Source organism: Pandoraea sp. NE5 (genome assembly GCF_024363545.1).
Classification (GTDB): Bacteria; Pseudomonadota; Gammaproteobacteria; order Burkholderiales; family Burkholderiaceae; genus Pandoraea; species Pandoraea cepalis.
On record NZ_AP025517.1, the window covers coordinates 1,445,625 to 1,464,345 of the forward strand.

Annotated in this window: 18 protein-coding genes; 6 read left to right on the forward strand and 12 right to left on the reverse strand. The window is 60.3% G+C overall.

What is annotated here, in order from left to right; translation table 11 throughout:
* Positions 1 to 24 precede the first annotated feature (24 nt).
* From metC (PanNE5_RS06660) to PanNE5_RS06670, 3 genes are all read right to left on the reverse strand, one after another.
* Positions 25 to 1,131, reverse strand: a complete 1,107-nt coding sequence (gene metC / locus PanNE5_RS06660) for a cystathionine beta-lyase (protein ID WP_261939463.1) — start codon at positions 1,129 to 1,131, stop codon at positions 25 to 27.
* Positions 1,132 to 1,344: 213 nt separating this feature from the next.
* Positions 1,345 to 1,989: a glutathione S-transferase family protein gene (locus PanNE5_RS06665; RefSeq protein ID WP_261939464.1), complete on the reverse strand. Its 645-nt coding sequence runs from the start codon at positions 1,987 to 1,989 to the stop codon at positions 1,345 to 1,347.
* Between the two features lie 37 nt (positions 1,990 to 2,026).
* Entirely contained in the window at positions 2,027 to 2,638 is a 612-nt protein-coding gene (locus tag PanNE5_RS06670; protein ID WP_150563948.1) for a cysteine dioxygenase family protein, read from the reverse strand.
* 111 nt (positions 2,639 to 2,749) lie between these two features.
* Here PanNE5_RS06670 and PanNE5_RS06675 point away from each other — a divergent pair, with 111 nt between their 5' ends.
* Positions 2,750 to 3,676, forward strand: coding sequence for a LysR substrate-binding domain-containing protein (locus PanNE5_RS06675; RefSeq protein ID WP_150563949.1), 927 nt, complete (start codon positions 2,750 to 2,752; stop codon positions 3,674 to 3,676).
* Positions 3,677 to 4,081: 405 nt separating this feature from the next.
* Positions 4,082 to 5,206, forward strand: a complete 1,125-nt coding sequence (locus tag PanNE5_RS06680; RefSeq protein WP_261939465.1) for a porin — start codon at positions 4,082 to 4,084, stop codon at positions 5,204 to 5,206.
* 262 nt (positions 5,207 to 5,468) lie between these two features.
* Here PanNE5_RS06680 and PanNE5_RS06685 read toward each other — a convergent pair whose 3' ends face one another.
* Complete coding sequence (locus PanNE5_RS06685) at positions 5,469 to 6,320, reverse strand: LysR substrate-binding domain-containing protein (protein WP_017231454.1); 852 nt, start codon at positions 6,318 to 6,320, stop codon at positions 5,469 to 5,471.
* Between the two features lie 122 nt (positions 6,321 to 6,442).
* Between PanNE5_RS06685 and PanNE5_RS06690 the strand changes: the two genes are divergently transcribed.
* Entirely contained in the window at positions 6,443 to 7,306 is an 864-nt protein-coding gene (locus PanNE5_RS06690) for an alpha/beta fold hydrolase (RefSeq protein WP_017231453.1), read from the forward strand.
* Positions 7,307 to 7,656: 350 nt separating this feature from the next.
* On the opposite strand, the gene PanNE5_RS06695 is transcribed toward PanNE5_RS06690, so the two are convergent.
* Together PanNE5_RS06695 and metC (PanNE5_RS06700) are read right to left on the reverse strand one after the other, a co-directional pair.
* Positions 7,657 to 8,001 (reverse strand): DUF3088 domain-containing protein, encoded by a 345-nt coding sequence (locus tag PanNE5_RS06695; protein WP_017231452.1) that lies wholly within the window; start codon positions 7,999 to 8,001, stop codon positions 7,657 to 7,659.
* Positions 8,002 to 8,127: 126 nt separating this feature from the next.
* Positions 8,128 to 9,315: a cystathionine beta-lyase gene (gene metC / locus PanNE5_RS06700; RefSeq protein ID WP_261939466.1), complete on the reverse strand. Its 1,188-nt coding sequence runs from the start codon at positions 9,313 to 9,315 to the stop codon at positions 8,128 to 8,130.
* Between the two features lie 168 nt (positions 9,316 to 9,483).
* On the opposite strand from metC (PanNE5_RS06700), the gene PanNE5_RS06705 reads away from it, so the two are divergent.
* A complete protein-coding gene (locus PanNE5_RS06705; RefSeq protein ID WP_017231450.1) occupies positions 9,484 to 9,951 on the forward strand; it encodes an Lrp/AsnC family transcriptional regulator in 468 nt (155 codons plus the stop codon).
* Positions 9,952 to 10,044: 93 nt separating this feature from the next.
* Here PanNE5_RS06705 and PanNE5_RS06710 read toward each other — a convergent pair whose 3' ends face one another.
* The 4 genes from PanNE5_RS06710 to PanNE5_RS06725 all read right to left on the reverse strand — a co-directional run bounded on the left by PanNE5_RS06710 (position 10,045) and on the right by PanNE5_RS06725 (position 13,414).
* Complete coding sequence (locus PanNE5_RS06710) at positions 10,045 to 11,061, reverse strand: D-cysteine desulfhydrase (protein ID WP_026131496.1); 1,017 nt, start codon at positions 11,059 to 11,061, stop codon at positions 10,045 to 10,047.
* 58 nt (positions 11,062 to 11,119) lie between these two features.
* A complete protein-coding gene (locus PanNE5_RS06715; protein WP_261939467.1) occupies positions 11,120 to 11,845 on the reverse strand; it encodes an amino acid ABC transporter ATP-binding protein in 726 nt (241 codons plus the stop codon).
* Positions 11,846 to 11,880: 35 nt separating this feature from the next.
* Positions 11,881 to 12,540, reverse strand: a complete 660-nt coding sequence (locus PanNE5_RS06720; protein WP_017231447.1) for an amino acid ABC transporter permease — start codon at positions 12,538 to 12,540, stop codon at positions 11,881 to 11,883.
* A gap of 70 nt (positions 12,541 to 12,610) precedes the next feature.
* Entirely contained in the window at positions 12,611 to 13,414 is an 804-nt protein-coding gene (locus PanNE5_RS06725) for a transporter substrate-binding domain-containing protein (protein ID WP_017231446.1), read from the reverse strand.
* A 935-nt stretch (positions 13,415 to 14,349) separates the two neighbouring features.
* Here PanNE5_RS06725 and PanNE5_RS06730 point away from each other — a divergent pair.
* Together PanNE5_RS06730 and PanNE5_RS06735 are read left to right on the forward strand one after the other, a co-directional pair.
* Positions 14,350 to 15,681, forward strand: coding sequence for a Rieske 2Fe-2S domain-containing protein (locus PanNE5_RS06730; protein WP_261939468.1), 1,332 nt, complete (start codon positions 14,350 to 14,352; stop codon positions 15,679 to 15,681).
* 16 nt (positions 15,682 to 15,697) lie between these two features.
* Positions 15,698 to 16,873 (forward strand): Gfo/Idh/MocA family protein, encoded by a 1,176-nt coding sequence (locus tag PanNE5_RS06735; protein ID WP_261939469.1) that lies wholly within the window; start codon positions 15,698 to 15,700, stop codon positions 16,871 to 16,873.
* A 169-nt stretch (positions 16,874 to 17,042) separates the two neighbouring features.
* Here the strand turns inward: PanNE5_RS06735 and nadC are convergent, their stop codons facing one another.
* Both nadC and PanNE5_RS06745 read right to left on the reverse strand, forming a co-directional pair.
* Positions 17,043 to 17,888, reverse strand: a complete 846-nt coding sequence (nadC, locus tag PanNE5_RS06740) for a carboxylating nicotinate-nucleotide diphosphorylase (protein WP_261939817.1) — start codon at positions 17,886 to 17,888, stop codon at positions 17,043 to 17,045.
* A 132-nt stretch (positions 17,889 to 18,020) separates the two neighbouring features.
* Positions 18,021 to 18,611: a MarR family winged helix-turn-helix transcriptional regulator gene (locus PanNE5_RS06745; RefSeq protein WP_026131495.1), complete on the reverse strand. Its 591-nt coding sequence runs from the start codon at positions 18,609 to 18,611 to the stop codon at positions 18,021 to 18,023.
* Positions 18,612 to 18,721 lie beyond the last annotated feature (110 nt).

Sequence of the window (18,721 nt, forward strand, 5' to 3'; positions counted from 1 at the left end):
CCTTCTCTTTGTTGAAATTGCATGTCAGCACGCGGTCTGCAGCGCGGGCATTGCCTGTTCCAGATCGCCGATCAGATCCGCCACGTCCTCCAAACCGACGTGAAGTCGGATCACGGCCCCCTCCGGCCGCCACGCGTTCACGGTGCGCACCGCTTCGGCGTGGACGACGTTGACCAGGCTTTCGTAGCCACCCCAGCTGGACCCAATCCCGAATAGCCGAAGTGCGTCAACGAAGGCTCGTACGTTTGCGCATTCCTCGCGAAGCACGATGGCGAACAACGACGCCGCCCCACGAAAATCTCGCTGCCATATTGCGTGGCCCGGATCTTCAGGTAGCGCGGGATAAAGCACGCGACTGACTTCGGGGCGCGCCTGCAACCAGCGCGCGACAGCCAGTGCGTTCTCCATTTGCTGCTTCAATCGCACGCCCATCGTGCGCAGTCCTCGCAACGCGAGGTAGCAGTCGTCGGGGCTCACGCCGTAGCCGAAATCGCTCACCGCATCGCGCACTACGCGCCAATAGCGTTCATTGGTTGTGATCACGCCCATCATCAGATCGGAATGACCACCGATATACTTGGTGGCGGCATGGATCGATACGTCGACGCCATGTTCAAATGGCGAGTAGAAGTAGGGCGTAGCCCATGTGTTGTCGGCGACGATCGCACAGCCCGCGGCCCGCGCCGCCTTGGCGATCGCCGGAATGTCCTGCACCTCGAACGTCATCGATCCGGGCGATTCGCAATACACAACTGCAGTCTCCGGACGAATCAACGCTGCGATGCCGGCGCCGATCTTTGGGTCGTAGAACTGCACATCGATGCCGAGCGGCACTAGTCGCCGCATACAGAATTTACGCGCTGGCGCGTACACCGTATCAGGCACCAATACATGGCTACCCGGCGCGGCCAAGGCGAGAAGCGTTGATGCGATAGCCGCCAGACCATTGGGTAGCGCCACAGACCGGTAGCCGCCTTCCAGCTCAGCGACAGCACGTTCGAAAGCAAATGTCGTGGGCGTGCCATGACGACCATAGCGCACGCCATGGTCACCCAGTTCGTGCCGCTTTTCATAAGATGCCAGCGTCGGAAAGATCACCGTCGATGTTCGATATACCGGCGGGTTGACCATCCCCTCCTGGTCGGCGGGGCTACGGCCGGCATGGGTCAATACCGTATCAGCTCGTTTCATGAAATAGTTTGTCCGTTTGCGTTAAGGTTCATCGACGGGCAATGTGCCGCCTCGACGAGATCGGTGGCGCAAGCGCGAGGCGAGCAATCCAAGCGATGCATACGTTCGTTCCTGGCAATGCTCGGCGCACGCCCGCGCTGACCTTGCTTCAACTCAAGTGATGTGCGCTTCGATGCATTCGCGATAGCCAATGCGCTCCTTCAGCGCCGCGCGATAGCGCTCAACCGCGGGCAGTTCGGCGAGTACATCGTCAACGAGCGACAGCCGATGAATGTGTGGCGCGAGTGCGATGTCGCCCATCGTGAGCCCGGCGCCGGCGATGAATGGCCCCTCGCCAAGGCTCGCATCCAGGATCTTCACCGTCGCGACAACGCTGTTGCGCAGCACACGTCGATGGTCAATCGGCGCCGACTGTTTCTGAGCCTCACGCAGCGCCCGCAGCGCCGGGACGAGATTCAACGATGCCCAATCCATCCATTTGTCGCTGGCCGCGCGTGCGCCCGGATCAACCGGCCACAGCGTGCCGTCACCGTAACGCGCGGCAAGATAACGGACGATCGCGTTCGACTCCCACAACACCAACGAGCCGTCACGCAGCGTCGGAATCCGTCCGTTGGGATTGAGCGACAGGTATTCCTCGGAGCGCAGGGAACCGAAGTTTGCACCCGCAAGGTGAAGTTCGAACGGCACATCGAGCTCCCTCAGCGCCCATACCACCTTCGCGACATTGGATGATGTGTTGCGTCCCCATACATCAATCATTGACGACCCCCGTGTGAATATCTGCGTCGCCCGCATATACCGTCGCGCGAGCGCTCCATCGAAATCGCGTGGGTTACGCGAAATCCTTGCCGACGGTCGGCCGCATGAAATTCTGGTTGTAGTTGAGGACCCGACCGGTCTCCAGATCGAAGCCAATCCGCTCATTCAACGTTTCGAGAGCACGGCCGTACAAGTGCAGATGCCGCACAGTGCTGGCGCCGTCAACGTGGATACTGTGGATATCGTCCGGCATGAACTCGATGGGCGCGCCCGGCCGGACCACGTATTCCCGATCCAGTTCGAGCTGCGCGCGCTCCGGGTCGCTGCCGTCGTCGATGCGCCGGTAGATGCGGTTCAGCTCATCTCCCGCCAAGGCGACGATAACGGCCCAAGTGCCGTGGTTATGCGGCGCAGTGCGCTTGCCCGGCACGATCGAATTCACGTACAGCGCGAAGCCATGATCCGGCTGCTCATTCAGCAGATAACGCAGCGAAGTCTGCGGAGCACCGGCCTCCGGCGCGGGAAAATCTTCTAATGGGAATAAGTCCTGCGCGGCGGTGAGGCGTTGCAGAATCCGGCTCACTTCGCTCAGCAACGCGCGATCGGGGGTGCGCTGCCCAACTCGTTCGATGATCTCCGCCATTGTTTCCTGCACAAGGGCGTGGCGTTTGGTCCGACGATCCATGTCTATTTCTCCTGTTTGATGGAGAAACGTTACCAATTCATTTTTTGCAGAGGAAGTAACTCTCTATAATGTGCTATACGATTTTTTTATACATGCAAGGGAAGGTCCACCATGAACGTTCAGCAACTACGCTGCATTTGCGAGGTGGCCCGCCAGGATCTCAATGTTTCCAAAGCAGCCGAGACGTTGAATACGTCGCAACCTGGTGTAAGCACGCAGATCCGACAGTTGGAAGAGGAACTCGGCTTCGCAATCTTCGTCCGGCAGCGCAGCCGCCTGGTTGCGATCAGTAGTGATGGTGCGCTGGTCATCGAGCGAGCCCAGCGCGCGTTGATGGAGATCGACGACATCCGACAACTTGGGCGGGCGCATCGCACCGATGAGAACGGGACGCTCGCCATTGCAGCGAGTCACACTCAGGCGCGCTTTCGTTTGCCCACGGTATTAAGCACATTCACTCGGGAATACCCGAAGGTGCAAATTACCATCCGGCCCGAGAGCGGCAAAGCAATTCTCGACGCGATCATAACCGGGCGCGCGGACATTGGTGTGCTCAGTACGTTCGACTCGCTGCCCGTGGGTCTCGTGGCGCTTCCCTTCCACACCTACCGGCGGGTGTTGCTGGTTCCGATCGGGCATGCACTCCTCGACGTGGAGCGACCTACCCTCGAAGATATTGCACGCTATCCGATCGTGGTTTTCGAGCCGTCGAACTCGCGCACAACACTGCTGCGCGAGCTTGATCGACTGCAGCTCAGATCACCGACGCTGCTGCAAGGCACCAATGCAGACGTCGTCAAAGCGTACGTTGAACATGGACTCGGCGTTACCGTGTTACCCGACATCGCGTTCGATCCGCAGCGTGATTTCGGCTTGCGCGCAATCAACGTCGATCACCTGTTCCCAGAGAGCACCACCTATCTCGTACTGAACAACAAGCATTACCTGCGGCCATACACTTACGCGTTCATCACGATGCTCGCCCCTCAACTGCGCCGCGATATCGTTCAGAAGGCATGTACGCCGTCAAACGTGTAAGTGTCATCAAGCAAGAAGGACAGCGCTCCTTCGCCATGTGATGGCTGGGATATAGATCCTCGACTGGCCTTCGCGTTGCCACATTGATTCCCCTGGGTCGGATCGACGCCTCGATAGCGTGCTGGCCCTCATCGCCGTTGCATTCCTGCATCACTTCCCCCTCAGAGATAAGTGTCGACATGTCGCGCGCTCACGCGTGAACAATTCATCGCACTTATGCAGCATAAGAAAAAATTAATTTCAAATCTCAAATTGACTTGGTAATTTTCGGCACGAGTTACTCAATACCCATCTGGCCAATGGCGATGAAATAGCGTTTGGCATTCGGCAAATCCGGCATTTATGCGTTTCAACGATGCTTGCGGATTCGCGTCGAATACCCTCACATCTACAGGGAATTGAATCTTGAGAAAAGAACTCCTTTTTGCGGGCATTTTGTCCGCAACGACGTCGCTCGCCCATGCGCAAAGTTCAGTGACGCTTTATGGCCTCATCGACACCGGAATTACCTTCGTCAGCAATCAAGGAGGTTCGCACAATGTGCAGACGTCCGCGGGCAGCCTCAACGGAAACCGCTGGGGCTTGAAAGGCGTCGAGGATCTCGGCGGGGGATTGTCCGCGCTGTTCACAATTGAGAGCGGGTACGGCATTCTCGATGGCAAGCTTAAACAGGGTGGCAGGCAATTCGGACGCCAAGCGTTCGTCGGTCTAGCGAGCACGCAATACGGCACCGTAACGGTAGGGAGGCAGACAAGCAACATCGTCGACTACCTCGGTCCGATGTCGCTTCCCGCCGGCTCCTGGTCCAATCACCCATACGACAACGACAATCTCAACAACTCTTTCCGCGTCAATAATTCTGTGAAGTATCAGAGCCCGACGTATGGCGGATTACGATTCGGCGGCATTTATGGCTTCTCGAACCAAGCAGGAGGTTTCAGCGCGAATCGCACATGGAATCTTGGTGTGGATTATGCGTATGGATCGCTGAGATTTGCTACTTCGTATTTGTTCGTCAATCACGGCGGAACCTCCGTCAATCCCAGCGGCGCTGTCAGCGACGATGCTCCTTTTACTGCGGAACGTCAGCGCACCTATGGTGCCGGGCTCAATTACGCGTTCGGCAAGACAACCGTCGGCCTGGTATTTACGCAAACGCGCCTTGACAACCCAGTCTCCATCAGCGGCTCGGCGTCTGGACGTTCCGGCAATCTCGCACTCGCAGGAAGCAGTGCGCGCTTCACGAACTACGAAGTCAACGTGCGTTACAACATAACACCCGCATGGATGCTGCTTAGTTCGTACACGTTCACTGACGCAAATTTCAATGGTGTGTCGCCGAAGTTCAACCAGGTGAATGTCGAGCTGGATCATCTGCTGTCGAAGCGAACCGACGTCTATCTGCAGACCATCTATCAGCATGTCAGCGGAACGGGACGATCTGGCATTACGGCCGACATCGACGGACTGACGGCGTCGTCCACAAACAATCAGACGGCTGTGACCGTCGGCCTTCGTCACCGGTTTTAACTACATCGAAGCGGGTAACCGACGTCATGTCGGTACTAGCGCGCGAAAACAAGAATGGGCAGCCACATAGCGTCCATTAGAAATGCGCGTGGCGGCGCACGCTCGCAGGTCGCGTGCGCCGTTCGCTCTCCGATGGACCGGGCCGCCGCCGAACCAGGCGTTGGGACCTCCGCGCTTGGTCAGCAGATTATCCGTCTCAAGGCAGCGCTTTCGGTCAGGATGCTGCCGCGGACAACGGCAGACGAGGCACATCTCAGCGCATTCATGCATTCAGCTCAGCAATGATGCGCTCCGCGAGAAAATCGCAGGGTTGTCGGTTGGACGTCACACTTCGCGCAAGCACGATCTCGAGCGTGCCAATCTCCGGCAGACCATGCGCCGCCCCGAGCAACGTGAAATCAGACGGCACGGCACATCGCGCCAGCGGAGTAATGGCGAGGCCGGCTCGGGCCATCGTCAGCAGGCCCAGCAGGCTCGGACTCTCATACGACGTTCGATAGGCGATCTTTGCGCGCTCCAGACTCCGAATCGCCTTCTCGCGTGCCACGCTGCCCGGCAAGAACACCGCGATGGGCAGTGGCCGCTCTCGCCAAATGTCTGTCGCGCCCGGGGCGGCGGCCCACACCATCGGCTCGTGCCGCAAGAAATCACCAGTCAGTCCTTTAACCCGCGTTGCGCATACGAGGTCCACCGTGCCGTCGCGCAGCATCGGCGCCAGCGCAACGCTGGGCAGGCCAATCACCTGGATTTCGACCTTGGGGTAGCTGGCCGAGAATTTCTTGAGAATCGGCGGGAAGAGCGACGACGCGTAATCGTCCGGCACACCGATCACCACGCGGCCCGTCACGTCCGGCCGCACAACCGCTGCCCAGGCCTCGTCGCGAAGTGCAATGATCCGCCGCGCGTACGCCAGGAGCACCTCTCCGTCTTGCGTCGGCACCACGCTGCGCGGCTTGCGCACGAAGAGCGCTTTGCCAAGGGCCGATTCCAGCGCCTTGATCTGCATGCTCACCGCCGATTGCGATCGATGCACGAGATCGGCGGCTCGGCTGATCGTGCCCGTATCGGCAACGGCCACGATCATGGTGAGAACGCCAACGTCGAGGGCTTTCATCTCGGTACTCATGGGCATTGGCTCGCGTAGATTCATCAGAAAAACTGAAAGATTGCATCAATATTATGCGATTTTCTTTTCCATTGCATTGGCGCAAAGTTTGGGAAAACGGAGTCTTGACCATGAATGCCCACACGCCCCTGACGACGCTGGCCCTTGCCGGTGTGCAGCCGCAACCCAATTTTGCGGCCATTGCGTCAGGCGCCTCGGTGCCCTACGTGGAAGCCGGAAGCGGCGAGCCGATGGTCTTTGTGCACGGATCGTTGTGCGATTACCGCTACTGGGATCCTCAGCTTGCCGCGTTGTCGGCGCACTTCCACTGCTTCGCGCCGAGCCTGGGTCACTATTGGCCGGAGACGCACGCGTTCGGGCATGGTGACTTCAGTTGGGAAGCGCACGTGGTGGAGATGGCGGAGTTCATCGAGGCGCTGGGCCTTGGCGCCGTGCATCTGGTTGGCCACTCGCGTGGCGGCTGCGTGGCGTTTCATCTGGCCCGCCAATACCCGCATCTGGTGAAGACACTCACGCTGGCCGACCCCGGCGGTCCGTTGCAGATGACGCCGAACGCGGAGACCGGTAAATTGCCGCCCGCTACGCAATTGCTGAGAGCCACGGCCGCCGAGTTGATCGAGCAAGGCAAATTCGACGCTGGCCTGAACCTGTTTGTGGACTCGGTCACCCTGCCGGGCTTCTGGAGCAAGAGCACCCAGAGCTTCCGCAGGATGGCGCTGGACAATGCGGTAACGCTCCCGAAGCAGTTGCGCGATCCGCTGCCCGCCTATACCCCCGAAGCCGCCCGCGACATCCAGTGCCGGACGCTGTTGATCGATGGGCAGAAGAGCCCGCGCATGTTCCGGAACACCGTCGAGCGACTTCAGGCGTGGATCGGACACGCTGAACGTCAAACCATCGCTGGTGCCTCGCACGGCATGAACATCGCTAACCCTGGCGCATTCAATCGGGCGCTTGTGCAATTGGCTGGGTAGTGATCCCAAGCATAGCTATCAGCGGCATGCACCGCTGATAGGCCGGCTTGCTGGGCACCTGGTGTGCATCGTGGCAGGGCTTCCCCGCGCTTAGCAAAGCGCCTTGGGCTAGAGATCTCTGCACATAGATTGTGTGCGTTAATCCGCCCGGAGAGTTCTTTCGCCGTTCCTCGTTATCCTCGCCTCGCGAATCCTCAATCGCGCCGCGGGCATGTCCCCCATTGGCCAGCGGCGCGCTAAAACATACTGAGCTTGTGCACCGGCAGAGGAATTCTCTGGGTCGCGCAGCGCACTCGCGGAGCAACGCGGTCAAACGCGCCTGCCTGATGAATCAGGCGGCGCGTCAACTGTCACGATGCTTGAGCGACGTCATACTGAGATGACAGGTAACGCCGGATATCGTCAGGCGCATTGATGAAGCGTGTTCCGTTGTAGTCCTGAACGGCGACGCCCCCGTCCTTCGGAGCCCGCCCTTCGCCAAGCACGATCACGGGAGCCGACTGGTTGTCTGCGCCGATCAGTTCGATGATCGCCTTGCGCGGGCGCGGCGCATCGATGTACTCCACATCAACCGAGTCGCGAAGCTGGGGGCAGAAACTCAACAAACCCTCGACAGATACCGAGTCGCCGCAATAGAACGGGCCCTCAGCCTCCTTGAAGAAGCCCGGACGAAGAATGAACAGTTTGTCTTTCATGGTTGTCTCGCTGTAGGTGAATGTGAAAAATTGCAGTCATGGGTGAAGCGATGCGCCCGCATGCCGTGTCACAAACGGAAGAATCGATACGCACATTCCACGGCGCCCTAGCGGTATCGCGACCGTTCAGGCTTCCATTTGTGTCAGGGTGGCGACGCGCAGCCTCTCGAATCCGGCCTCTAGGTCGGCAATCATGTCGTCGGGATTTTCGAGGCCCGCGTGAATCCGCAGCAGTGGACCCTTCCACGGCCACGTTGTCGCCGTGCGATAGCTCGACGGGCTGGAACGGAGGATCAGGCTTTCGAAGCCGCCCCAGCTATAGCCCATACCGAAACAGGTCATGCCATCGAGCATCGACCGAATCGATTCATCGGATTGCGGATGCAGCACGACGCCGAACAGGCCACACGCCCCCGTGAAGTCGCGTCGCCATAGGGCATGCCCAGGCGAGCCCGGTCGGGCGGGATAAAGGATCTCGGCGACTTCCGGTTGCTTTGCAAGCCACTCGGTCACCGCGTGCGCGTTGCGCTGGTGCCGCTCGAGCCGGACGGACAACGTGCGCAGGCCGCGCAACGCGAGATATGCGTCATCGCCGCTCACGGTCATGCCGAGCTGCCGGTAGAGATGGTTGATCTTCGGATACAGCGCTTCGGTTGTGAGAATCGCGCCCATCATCACGTCGGAGTGTCCGCTGATGTACTTGGTCGCTGCATGAATAGAGACGTCAACGCCGTGCTCGAACGAGCGGAAATGCAGCGGCGTGGCCCAAGTGTTGTCCATCATCACGATCGCGTCGTGCCGATGCGCGATCTGGCTGATCGCCGGGATGTCCTGTACCTCGAACGTCAGCGAGCCTGGCGACTCGACGAACACCGCACGCGTGTTCGGACGCATCAAGGCCGCAATGCCCGCGCCAATCGCAGGATCGTAGTACGTCGTTTCGATACCAAGGCGGGCGAGCGTCCCCGCACAGAACGAGCGGGTTGGATCATAGACAGAGTCCGTCATCAGCAGATGATCGCCGGGATTGAGCACGGCGAGCAGCGACGTCGTGATTGCGCTGAGTCCGCTCGGCGTGAGCAGGGCGCGGTGCGCCCCTTCGAGGCGGGCGAGCGTGCGCTCGAGCGAACGCGTAGTCGGGCTGCCACCGCGCCCATAAGCGTTCGGCGTACCGCTTGCCACCTTCAGCGCTTCGATGCTCTCAAAGAGCAACGTCGACTGCCGGTAGACGGGCGGATTCACCGGTACGCCGAGTTGGCTGTGCGAGCGGCCTTCGTGGGCCAGGATTGTGTCGGTTGAGTGCTGGGTGTTCAAGGCGCCATCCTCTGTTCATCTGTTCGGTCGGGGAAAACGGCGTGGTGAAAGCGCATCGCCGCCACCGCTGTTCTTGAAGCCATGTTAATTGCGCGCAGACGAAAATTGTTTTTAAAAAATGTCGTCAATATCGCTATGATTGGAAATTATTTCTAGATAGGAGACAACATGGACAAACGCGATGTTCAAATTCTCACGCTGCTTCAGAAAGACGCGACGATTGGTCTGAATGACTTGGCCAAGGCAGTGAGCCTGTCGCCGACGCCATGCTGGCGTCGGCTGCAAAAGCTTCGCGATGAAGGCGTAATTCAGCAGCAGGTCGTGCTGTGCGATCCGGCAAAGCTGAATCTGGGACTGACCGCGTTTGTGACCGTACGCTCCAACCAGCATGGCGACGCGTGGACGAGGCGTTTCGTCGAAGGCGTGTGCTCGATCCCGGAGATCGTCGAGATCTATCGGATGAGCGGCGATGTCGATTACCTGCTGAAGGTTGTCGTGCCGGATATCGCCGGATATGACAGCGTCTACAAGCGGCTGATCAAGTGCGTCGAGATGATGGACGTGAGCTCGGCGTTCGCGATGGAGGTCATTAAACGGACAACCGCGCTTCCGCTCAGTTACGTTCCGGGGGCCTGACGCGAACGCGCCGTCTGTCGATGTATGTCGACAGACGGCGCAACACTCACGATGGCCGTGAGGCTGCGGGGCATACGTCAAGAATACTGCGCGTCAGCCTGCTCGCAACGCGTCGCGATAGGCGAACAGCGCAGGTGCGCCGCCGGTGTGCAGGAACAGCACCGGATCGCTTCCGTCAAAACGGCCGCGCGCGACTCCGTCGATCAGGCCAGCCATCGCCTTGCCAGTGTAGACGGGATCGAGTAGTAGTCCTTCCGTTTCGGCGAGCAGTCTGACCGCGTCGATGCAGGCGTCGTTCGGTTCTCCGTAGCGCGGCGCGAAGTACTCGTCCCATAGATTGATGCGCGTGCCGGGCGGCATCTCGATGTCGAGCAATTCGCTCGTTCGGTCGACGAGATTTTGCACCTTCGGACGCTGTGCTGCGTCCGTGCGCGACACGGTGACACCGACCACAGGTGTCGCCGGAAGCGCATGCGCGAGCGCAACCACGAGGCCCGCGTGCGTGCCGGCACTGCCCGACGCCAGTACGACGCTCGAGAACGTGAGCCCGGTTGCGGTTATCTGCTGCTCGAGTTCGAGACCTGCGCGCACGTAGCCGAGTGCGCCGAGCGCATTCGACCCTCCGATCGGAATCACGTACGGACGGCGACCTTCATCCCGCAGGCGCTGTGCCGTCGCTTCGAGCAGTCGGTCCGCGTCGTCGAGGCCGTCGACGTCGATGACGCGAACGCGAAACAGATCGAGCAGCAGGCGATTGCCGCTGCGCAAATAGTCGTCGCGATCGGTCCCGATCGGATTCTCCAATAGGGCGACGCATTCGAGGCCGAGCTGTGCGGCAAGCGCCGCGGTCTGCCTGACGTGATTCGATTGGATGGCCCCGGCGGTCACCAACACATCGGCCTTCTGCCGGATCGCATCAGCCGCGAGAAACTCAAGCTTGCGCAGTTTGTTGCCGCCCATGGCGAGCGACGTGAAGTCATCGCGCTTGACGTAGATGTCGCGACCCAAGCGGGCTGAGAGACGCGATAACCGCTGGAGAGGTGTTGCCGTTTCGATCAGGTTCAAGCGGGCAAAAGTCTCGAGTCTGGCGGAAAGATTTGTCGTTTTCATACGGGGAACGGCACGGTGTGGGGGTGACGCGGGCTGGCGGCCGACGGCGTTTGGCGGGTCAATGCAGAATCTTGTCCAGAAAGTCCCGCGCCCGCTCGGCACGTGGCGTATTGAAGAACGCATCGCTCGTCGCATCTTCGACGATTACGCCGCGATCCATGAAGAGCACGCGGTGCGCGACCTTGCGGGCGAAACCCATCTCGTGTGTGACGCATATCATCGTCATCCCTTCGCGTGCAAGCTCGACCATCACGTCGAGCACCTCGTTGATCATTTCCGGATCGAGTGCCGACGTCGGTTCATCGAACAGCATCGCCACCGGATTCATCGACAACGCGCGAGCAATTGCCACGCGCTGTTGTTGGCCACCCGACAGTTGGCCCGGGTACTTCTGCGCGTGTGCCTTAAGTCCGACGCGCTCTAGCAGGGATAGTGCAGTGCTGTGGGCCTCATCTCGCGATCGGCGCAGCACCTTGGTCTGGGCGAGCGTGAGATTGTCGAGCACGGACAGGTGCGGAAACAACTCGAAATGCTGAAACACCATGCCGACCCGCGCTCTCAGGGTCGACAGTTTGACCGCCGGATCGTCGAGACGCACACCGTCGACGGTGATGCAGCCCTTCTGGAAAGGTTCGAGGCCATTGATGGTTTTGATGAGCGTTGACTTGCCCGACCCAGACGGGCCGCAGACGACGACAACTTCGCCTTTCGAGACCTCGGCGCTGCAATCTTCGAGGACCTGATGCTTGCCATACCACTTGGATACGCTGTCGAGAGAAATCATGTTCGGACTCTTAGTCATTGGCTGAAGTTACGGATTCAGTGGCTTGAAGGTAGCGCGCAGCGCGCTTCGACCACTCCTTGCAGCCGGGCAAGCACCGTACTCAGTACCCAGTAAATCGCAGCGGCAGTCAAATAGAGCGGCAGCGGCTGGAACGTCGACGCGATGGCTTCCTGGGTCGAACGCAGCAATTCCGTTACCGTGATGACCGAGACGAGCGACGTATCCTTGATCAGGCTGATGAGCGTATTGCCGAGGCTCGGCACGGCAAGGCGTAGCGCCTGCGGGCACACGACGTGGCGCAGCGTCTGCAGGTGGGTCAGGCCGAGGCTGTGCGACGCGGCCCACTGGCCACGGCCGATGCCAAGGATCGCGCCACGCATGCTCTCGGACAGATAGGCGCCGGTATTGAGCGTTAGCGTGAGAATGCCGGCCGTGGTTGGGTCGAGCGAAATTCCGATATCGGGAAGGCCGTAGTACACGACGAAAATCTGCACGAGCAGCGGCGTGCCGCGCATCAAGCTGACGTAGCCTTGTGCGATGCCGGACAAGGTCCGACTGTTACCGATCCGCATGATGGCGACCACGAGTCCTACGATCAATCCCAGCACCATCGAAGCGACGGCGAACTTCAACGTGAGTACTGCGCCCATCGCCATAACGGGGAGCATATGCACGATCAGATGGAAGGCGTCCATGAATTTGTCTCCTGGCCATTGTTAGACGCATCTGCACGGCACGTGCAGATGCGCGTACATATCTGATGGGTTATTGCGGCGTCGGAGTCGTCGTGTCGGTGCCGAACCACTGCATGGAAAGCTTCTTCAGCGTGCCATCCTGACGCATCGTGCCGATTGCGTCGTTGACCGCTTTCGCAAATTTTGGATTGCCCTTGCGGAACGGAATGCCCATCTCGGTCTCGCCTCCGGGAATGCTTTCGCCTGGGCGCAATGGCAGATGAGAATTCTTGATCAGGTATTTGATCATCAGGCGGTCGTTGAGCGCCGCGTCGATTCGGCCGGCAGCCAGATCGCTGAGATTTTCGGGTGTGCCCGGGTAGACCTGCAGATTGACCGCGCGATTGGTCTTCACGAGGTCGACGTAATTGCTACCCATCGTTACGCCGACTTTGAGACCTTTCAGGTCCTCAAGCGATTTGAACTGGCGCGTATCGTTTCGCCGCTGCAGGAGCGTTGCCGCCGAGTAGATGTACGGCTCACTGAAGTCGAGTACCTGCTTGCGAGCCGGGGTAATCCCGACCTGGTTGACAATCACATCGAACTTACCGGCCTGAAGACCGGCGAGTATCCCGCTCCATTCCGTCGTGATGAATTCGGGCTTGACGCCGAGGCGAGCCGCGACGGCCTTCGCCACCTCGACGTCGAATCCCTCAAGTTGCCCATCGTTGTTGCGGTAGTCGAAAGGCGGGTAGGTGCCTTCCATTGCGATCCGCAAGACGCCAGCATGCTTGACGGTGTCGAGCAGATCGGTTGCATGGGCGGAGGTGGCCACGACGCAGCAGAGAAGTGTGGCGGCAAGTACTGGCTTGAACCGCGACTTGAGTCCCTTCATTTTTGTCTCCGTTGATGTAGTTCGTTTAATTGTTCAGCGAGCGGCATCGCGTCAACGCCGGTGTTCGTGGGGAGCAGGGACACAGTCAAGCCGGCGCGGCGGTCAGTCCATTCGGCAATCGCATATGTCGATCGACTGAAGACAAGCTTAATTCTGTCAAAATGGAAAGTGTTTCCAAAAACATGCGAACTTCGCGCGCTTCGTGAGGAATATTTTCTAGCGCCGAACAATGTTGCAAAACCCCTCTGCTGCGGTTGCAACGGAATGACGTCGGGTGTCACCGTTGAGCAGCGCAGTGCGCCTGGCGCGGGGTTCGAGGTAAAGACGAGCGCAATTCGATGCCGGACACTGATGATCGACGGGCAGAAGAGCCTGCCTATGCCAGCGTGAAACTCGAAACACCTCCGAGCAGCTTTCCGGCCTGATCTCGCACCGTTTCAGTCGCTGCAGCGGATTCTCGCGCGAGGGATGCGCTGTGTTGCGTGACAACATCGCTCTGCGACAACGCACGTGACAGCGCTTCGACGCCGTTGCGTTGCTCCTCAGACTCGGACGCGATCTTTCGTAGCACGCCATCAACTTATCGAACGGTATTGCGTATCTCGTCGACGCGCACGCCTGCCACGCCCGCCTGCGTTACTCCCTGCCGAACGTACGCCGACCAGCGTTTCGATGTCCCGCGTCGCGTTGCCGACAGCGCGACATCGTCGTCTCGGCAATATCTGAAGATTAGATATCTGTTTTTCTTTCCGGTGTCTATCGTCGTTGAATCTCGCTTCCTTATATTTTGGGATCGAATATCTCCGGTCCAGCGACGCTATCCGCCATGCGTACTTTCCCGGATGCGCCAGCAAGTCTCTTGCCAATTTAACTAGATATCTAATATAGTTAGCAAAACCTGCTGATGAAGGCGACCTGTCGCCGGGAGACATGACATGCTGACCCACCAAGAGAACGAATTGCTGTGCCGCGTCGAAGGGGATGCCCCGATGGGCCAACTGATGCGCCGACACTGGACGCCGGTTTGCCTGATCGAAGAAGTCGCCGAGCCGGATGGCGCGCCGGTAAAGGCGCGCGTATTTGGCGAGGATCTCGTCGTATTCCGTGACTCGGAAGGCCGCGTTGGGGTGCTGGACGAGTACTGCCCGCACCGTCGCGCATCGCTCGTCTACGGCCGCAATGAAGACGCCGGCCTGCGCTGCCTGTATCACGGCTGGAAGTTCGATGTCGGGGGCAACGTGCTCGAAATGGTGTCCGAGCCGGCGACGAGCTGCATGGCCAACAAGGTCAAGCACAAGGCCTACCCGGTGCGGGAATGGGGCGGCATGGTGTGGGCGTATATGGGCCCGCAAGACGCCATCCCCGACTTCCAGCCGCCGGCCTGGGCACCGACCGCCGACACCCGCGTAAGCATCGCGAAAGCACTGCTGCCGTGCAACTGGGCGCAGATCCTCGAAGGCGCGATCGACTCCGCACACAGCTCCAGCCTGCATTCGTCCGACTTCGTGCCGGCACGCGTCGGCGGCGCCGAAGCGACCGACAAGAACTGGCTGCGCCCCTCCACCGACAAGGCCCCGCGCCTGCAGGTCGAGCGTACCGACTACGGCTTCCGTTATGCCGCGCTGCGCCGCCCGATCTTCAACGCCGGCACGCACGACTACGTGCGCTCGACGGTGTTCGTGGCGCCGGGCACGGTGCTGATTCCCCCGAACAATCTCTACAACGTTGCGAACATCAACGTGCCGATGGACGACACGAACACGGCGTTCTACTTCATCGCCTGGGGCGATCCGGAGACGACACCTGAAACTGAAACCTGGCGCAAGTTCCTGCGCCAGCAGATCGGCATCGATCTCGACCAGCACTATCGCCCGCTGCGCAATCACGACAACCGCTTCTGGCAGGACCGCCAGGCGATGAAGGCCGGCAATTTCACGGGCATTTCGGGCTTCCCCAACCAGGACATCGCCATGTGGGTCACGATGGGTCCGATCGCTGACCGCTCTGACGAGCGTCTCGGGGCAAGCGATCTCGCGATCGTCGAATTCCGGCGCCGCATGCTCGACGCACTCGCGGAATTCGACAAGGACGGCAACGCCATTGGCACCGGTGCGAAGGCGATTCCCCAGGACACATGCTCGTACCAGGCCGTCGTGCCGAAGGAAATCGACTGGCGCACGTATGCCGTGCGTTACGTCAGCAAGCGGAACCCGGAACTCGCCGACCAGCCGGCCGCGCTCGCAACGGACTATCAGGTCAAGCAATAACGGGAGGCACACGGTTATGGAGCAGCGCCGTTTGCGCATCGGGGTCGCAGGACTGGGACGGGCATTCTCGCTGATGCTGCCGACCTTCCTGCGCGACCCCAGAGTCCAGCTCGTCGCTGCGTGCGATCCGCGTGCGGATGCGCGGCGGCAGTTCGCCGCCGACTTCGCGGCGCCCACCTATGCGGACGTGGCGGAGTTGGCGGACGACGATAACGTCGAGATCATCTACGTTGCGAGCCCGCACCAGTTCCACGCGCAGCACACGGAGATTGCCGCGGCAAAAGGCAAACACGTACTGGTCGAGAAACCCATGGCGCTCGGCGCCGCCGATTGCGACCGCATGATCGCCGCATGCCGTGCCGCGGGCGTGCATCTGATCGTCGGCCATTGCCACAGCTTCGATACGCCGTACCTGCGTACGCGCGAATTGATCCGTCTCGGCGAATTCGGCGCGGTGAAGATGATCCAGGCCATCAACTACACCGACTACCTGTACCGCCCACGCCGGCCCGAGGAGCTGGCGACGGCTGAAGGCGGCGGCGCCGTCTTCAGCCAGGCGGCGCACCAGGTTGACATCGTGCGAATGCTGGCCGGCTCACGCGCAATCCGGCTGCGTGCGAGTGTCGGCCGGTGGGATCCGTCGCGCCCCACCGAGGGAGCCTATTCTGCGCTGATCTGGTTCGAAAACGGCGCCTATGCCTCGCTCTCATACAACGGGTACGGCCACTTCAATACCGACGAGTGGAGCGGCTGGATCGGCGAAATGGGCGATCGTACGAGCCCCGACACGTACGGCAGCGCCCGCCGCCGTCTGAGGACGCTTGCGTCCTCGGATGACGAGGCCGACCTCAAAGCGGCCGGCACCTACGGCGGATCGGCATACAAACCGCCCACCGCCGCCGCGGACGAGCCACAACGATTCCATCAGCATTTCGGCCCGATCATCGTGTCCTGCGAGCATGCGGACCTGCGCCCGCTGCCCGATTCGATCGTCATCTACGGCGACGAGCAGCGCCAAACGCTGCCGCTGCCTGTGCCCGTCGTGCCGCGCGCTGAAGTCATCGACGAGTTGTATGGCGCGGTCGTCGACGGACGCAGACCGCTGCACGATGGCGAATGGGCGAAAGGCACGCTGGAAATCTGCATCGCGATTCTGAAGTCGAGCGAAACGGGCGCAGATGTAACCCTTTGATCGCTTCAGGAAAGCGCAAGATCCCTTGTTACCCTCGTTTTGAACTGAGCCAAGTACAGTTAAAACGAGGGATTTTTTATCGGCGCTTGCGGCATTCCGGACAGTTGGAAAACTGGAACGCTGGCAACGGCCCCGACTTCTGCGGGGCGCGTATACGCGCTCGACTGCGCTATCCGGCGAACGCTGCAAAGCGCAACGAAAAATCGGTCGCCGTGACGTGCTTCGTCAGCTTGCCTAACGAAATGCGGTCCACGCCGGTCTCCGCAATGGCGCGCAGGGTGTCCTCCGTAACGCCACCCGACACTTCCAGCTCAGCGCGCCCTGCGGTGACATCCACGGCCTCACGCATCGCGTCGAGCGAGAAATTGTCGAGCAGAATCGCCTTGGCGCCCGCGGCCAACGCTTCGTTTAACTCAGCGAGCGTTTCCACTTCGACCTGCACCGGTACGCCCGCCTCCAGAGCCTGCGCTGCCCGAACCGTCGAGGCAATGCCGCCCCCGGCCGCGATATGGTTTTCCTTGATCAGGATGCCGTCGTACAGGCCACGACGATGGTTTTCGCCACCGCCGATACGCACCGCGTATTTTTGCGCGAGGCGCAAGCCCGGAAGCGTCTTTCTCGTGTCGAGGATGCGCGCCGCCGTGCCCTCGACGATGCGCACCATCGCACTCGTCTCGGTGGCAACACCCGAAAGCAACTGAAGAAAGTTGAGCGCCGTGCGCTCGGCCACGAGCATGCTGCGGGCTGGACCGGTGATCCGGCAAACGATCTGCCCTTCGTGCATTCCTTCGCCTTCGCCGACAAACCACTCAATCGCAATACGCGGGTCCACCTGCCGGAGGGTTTCGTCAAACCACGGCCTGCCACATAGCTGTGCGGGCTCCCGCACGGTCAGGACGGCCTCGGCTGAGGCGTCTGGGTTGATCAGCAGCGACGTCCAGTCGGCGTTGCCGACATCTTCCGCAAGCGCATCGCGGACGTTGCGCAACATCGCCGCGCGGGTCATTTCATCCATTCCAGTATCCGTATTATTGAGCGGGAAAGCAGCATGCAGTGGCCTGCCATCGTGCGTGGGCACGGCCACCAATATTATTAGATCTATAATAATATAGCCAGCTGGGAATGGTCTGAAGTGTCGCGCTGCGCGTCAATCGTGTTCGGACGCTTCGGCGCGTGCCGCGATGAGATTACCTACCTCGCGCGTCGACGGAATGCGACGCGACGGATCGTTAGACTCGGATTCGTCGCGTGCCATGTTCTCGATGATCGTCAGCAGAACCTTGCGCGCGACGTTAATCTCGGTCGCCTTTAAACCGTCAACACTGATCTCATTGACTTCTTCTGCAAGCGGAACGAGCTTTTTCTTGAGGTTACGGCCGCGTGGCGTGAGGTAGACGTGCGTGTTCTTGCGGTTGCCGGGGGCATAACGACGCTCGACATAACCGAGCTTTTCCATCGCCTGCACCGCGCTGAAGGTGGTGGGCGTCGTGGTTCCGGTCTCGTCGCTGAGCTCCTTTTGCGTGAGCCCGTCGTTGACCCAGAGCACGCGCAGGAAAGCCCAGTGGCCAAATGACACCTCATGTTGCGCGAGGCGCATTTGCAGTCCGCGCACCATCGCGCGGGCTGCATCCTTGATCAGGTGGGCGAGACGATCGTCGGGCACCGCCTCGCGCCAGTGCCGGAGAATGGGATCTGTGCTTTGTGCCCCGGATTTGCCAAGGGAGCGTGCTGTTGCCATACCTTCCTCATCCCGTAATAACCAAACATACGGCAATCATATCGCCGAATCCGGCGCATGAGTCACAGCAGACGGGTACGGCGGGAGTTCGCGCGCGGCGGCGACCGAAC

Bases quoted from the DNA above. Each gene is read 5' to 3' on its own strand.
- PanNE5_RS06720 (WP_017231447.1), bottom strand. From the start codon at position 12,540: ATGGACGCCTTCCATCTGATCGTGCATATGCTCCCCGTTATGGCGATG.
- PanNE5_RS06715 (WP_261939467.1), bottom strand. From the start codon at position 11,845: ATGATTTCTCTCGACAGCGTATCCAAGTGGTATGGCAAGCATCAGGTC.
- PanNE5_RS06685 (WP_017231454.1), bottom strand. From the start codon at position 6,320: ATGAAAGCCCTCGACGTTGGCGTTCTCACCATGATCGTGGCCGTTGCC.
- metC (WP_261939463.1), bottom strand. From the start codon at position 1,131: ATGGTCAACCCGCCGGTATATCGAACATCGACGGTGATCTTTCCGACG.
- PanNE5_RS06670 (WP_150563948.1), bottom strand. From the start codon at position 2,638: ATGGATCGTCGGACCAAACGCCACGCCCTTGTGCAGGAAACAATGGCG.
- PanNE5_RS06710 (WP_026131496.1), bottom strand. From the start codon at position 11,061: ATGAAAACGACAAATCTTTCCGCCAGACTCGAGACTTTTGCCCGCTTG.
- PanNE5_RS06725 (WP_017231446.1), bottom strand. From the start codon at position 13,414: ATGAAGGGACTCAAGTCGCGGTTCAAGCCAGTACTTGCCGCCACACTT.
- PanNE5_RS06735 (WP_261939469.1), top strand. From the start codon at position 15,698: ATGGAGCAGCGCCGTTTGCGCATCGGGGTCGCAGGACTGGGACGGGCA.
- nadC (WP_261939817.1), bottom strand. From the start codon at position 17,888: ATGGATGAAATGACCCGCGCGGCGATGTTGCGCAACGTCCGCGATGCG.
- PanNE5_RS06730 (WP_261939468.1), top strand. From the start codon at position 14,350: ATGCTGACCCACCAAGAGAACGAATTGCTGTGCCGCGTCGAAGGGGAT.
- PanNE5_RS06665 (WP_261939464.1), bottom strand. From the start codon at position 1,989: ATGCGGGCGACGCAGATATTCACACGGGGGTCGTCAATGATTGATGTA.
- PanNE5_RS06705 (WP_017231450.1), top strand. From the start codon at position 9,484: ATGGACAAACGCGATGTTCAAATTCTCACGCTGCTTCAGAAAGACGCG.
- PanNE5_RS06695 (WP_017231452.1), bottom strand. From the start codon at position 8,001: ATGAAAGACAAACTGTTCATTCTTCGTCCGGGCTTCTTCAAGGAGGCT.
- PanNE5_RS06745 (WP_026131495.1), bottom strand. From the start codon at position 18,611: ATGGCAACAGCACGCTCCCTTGGCAAATCCGGGGCACAAAGCACAGAT.
- PanNE5_RS06675 (WP_150563949.1), top strand. From the start codon at position 2,750: ATGAACGTTCAGCAACTACGCTGCATTTGCGAGGTGGCCCGCCAGGAT.
- PanNE5_RS06690 (WP_017231453.1), top strand. From the start codon at position 6,443: ATGAATGCCCACACGCCCCTGACGACGCTGGCCCTTGCCGGTGTGCAG.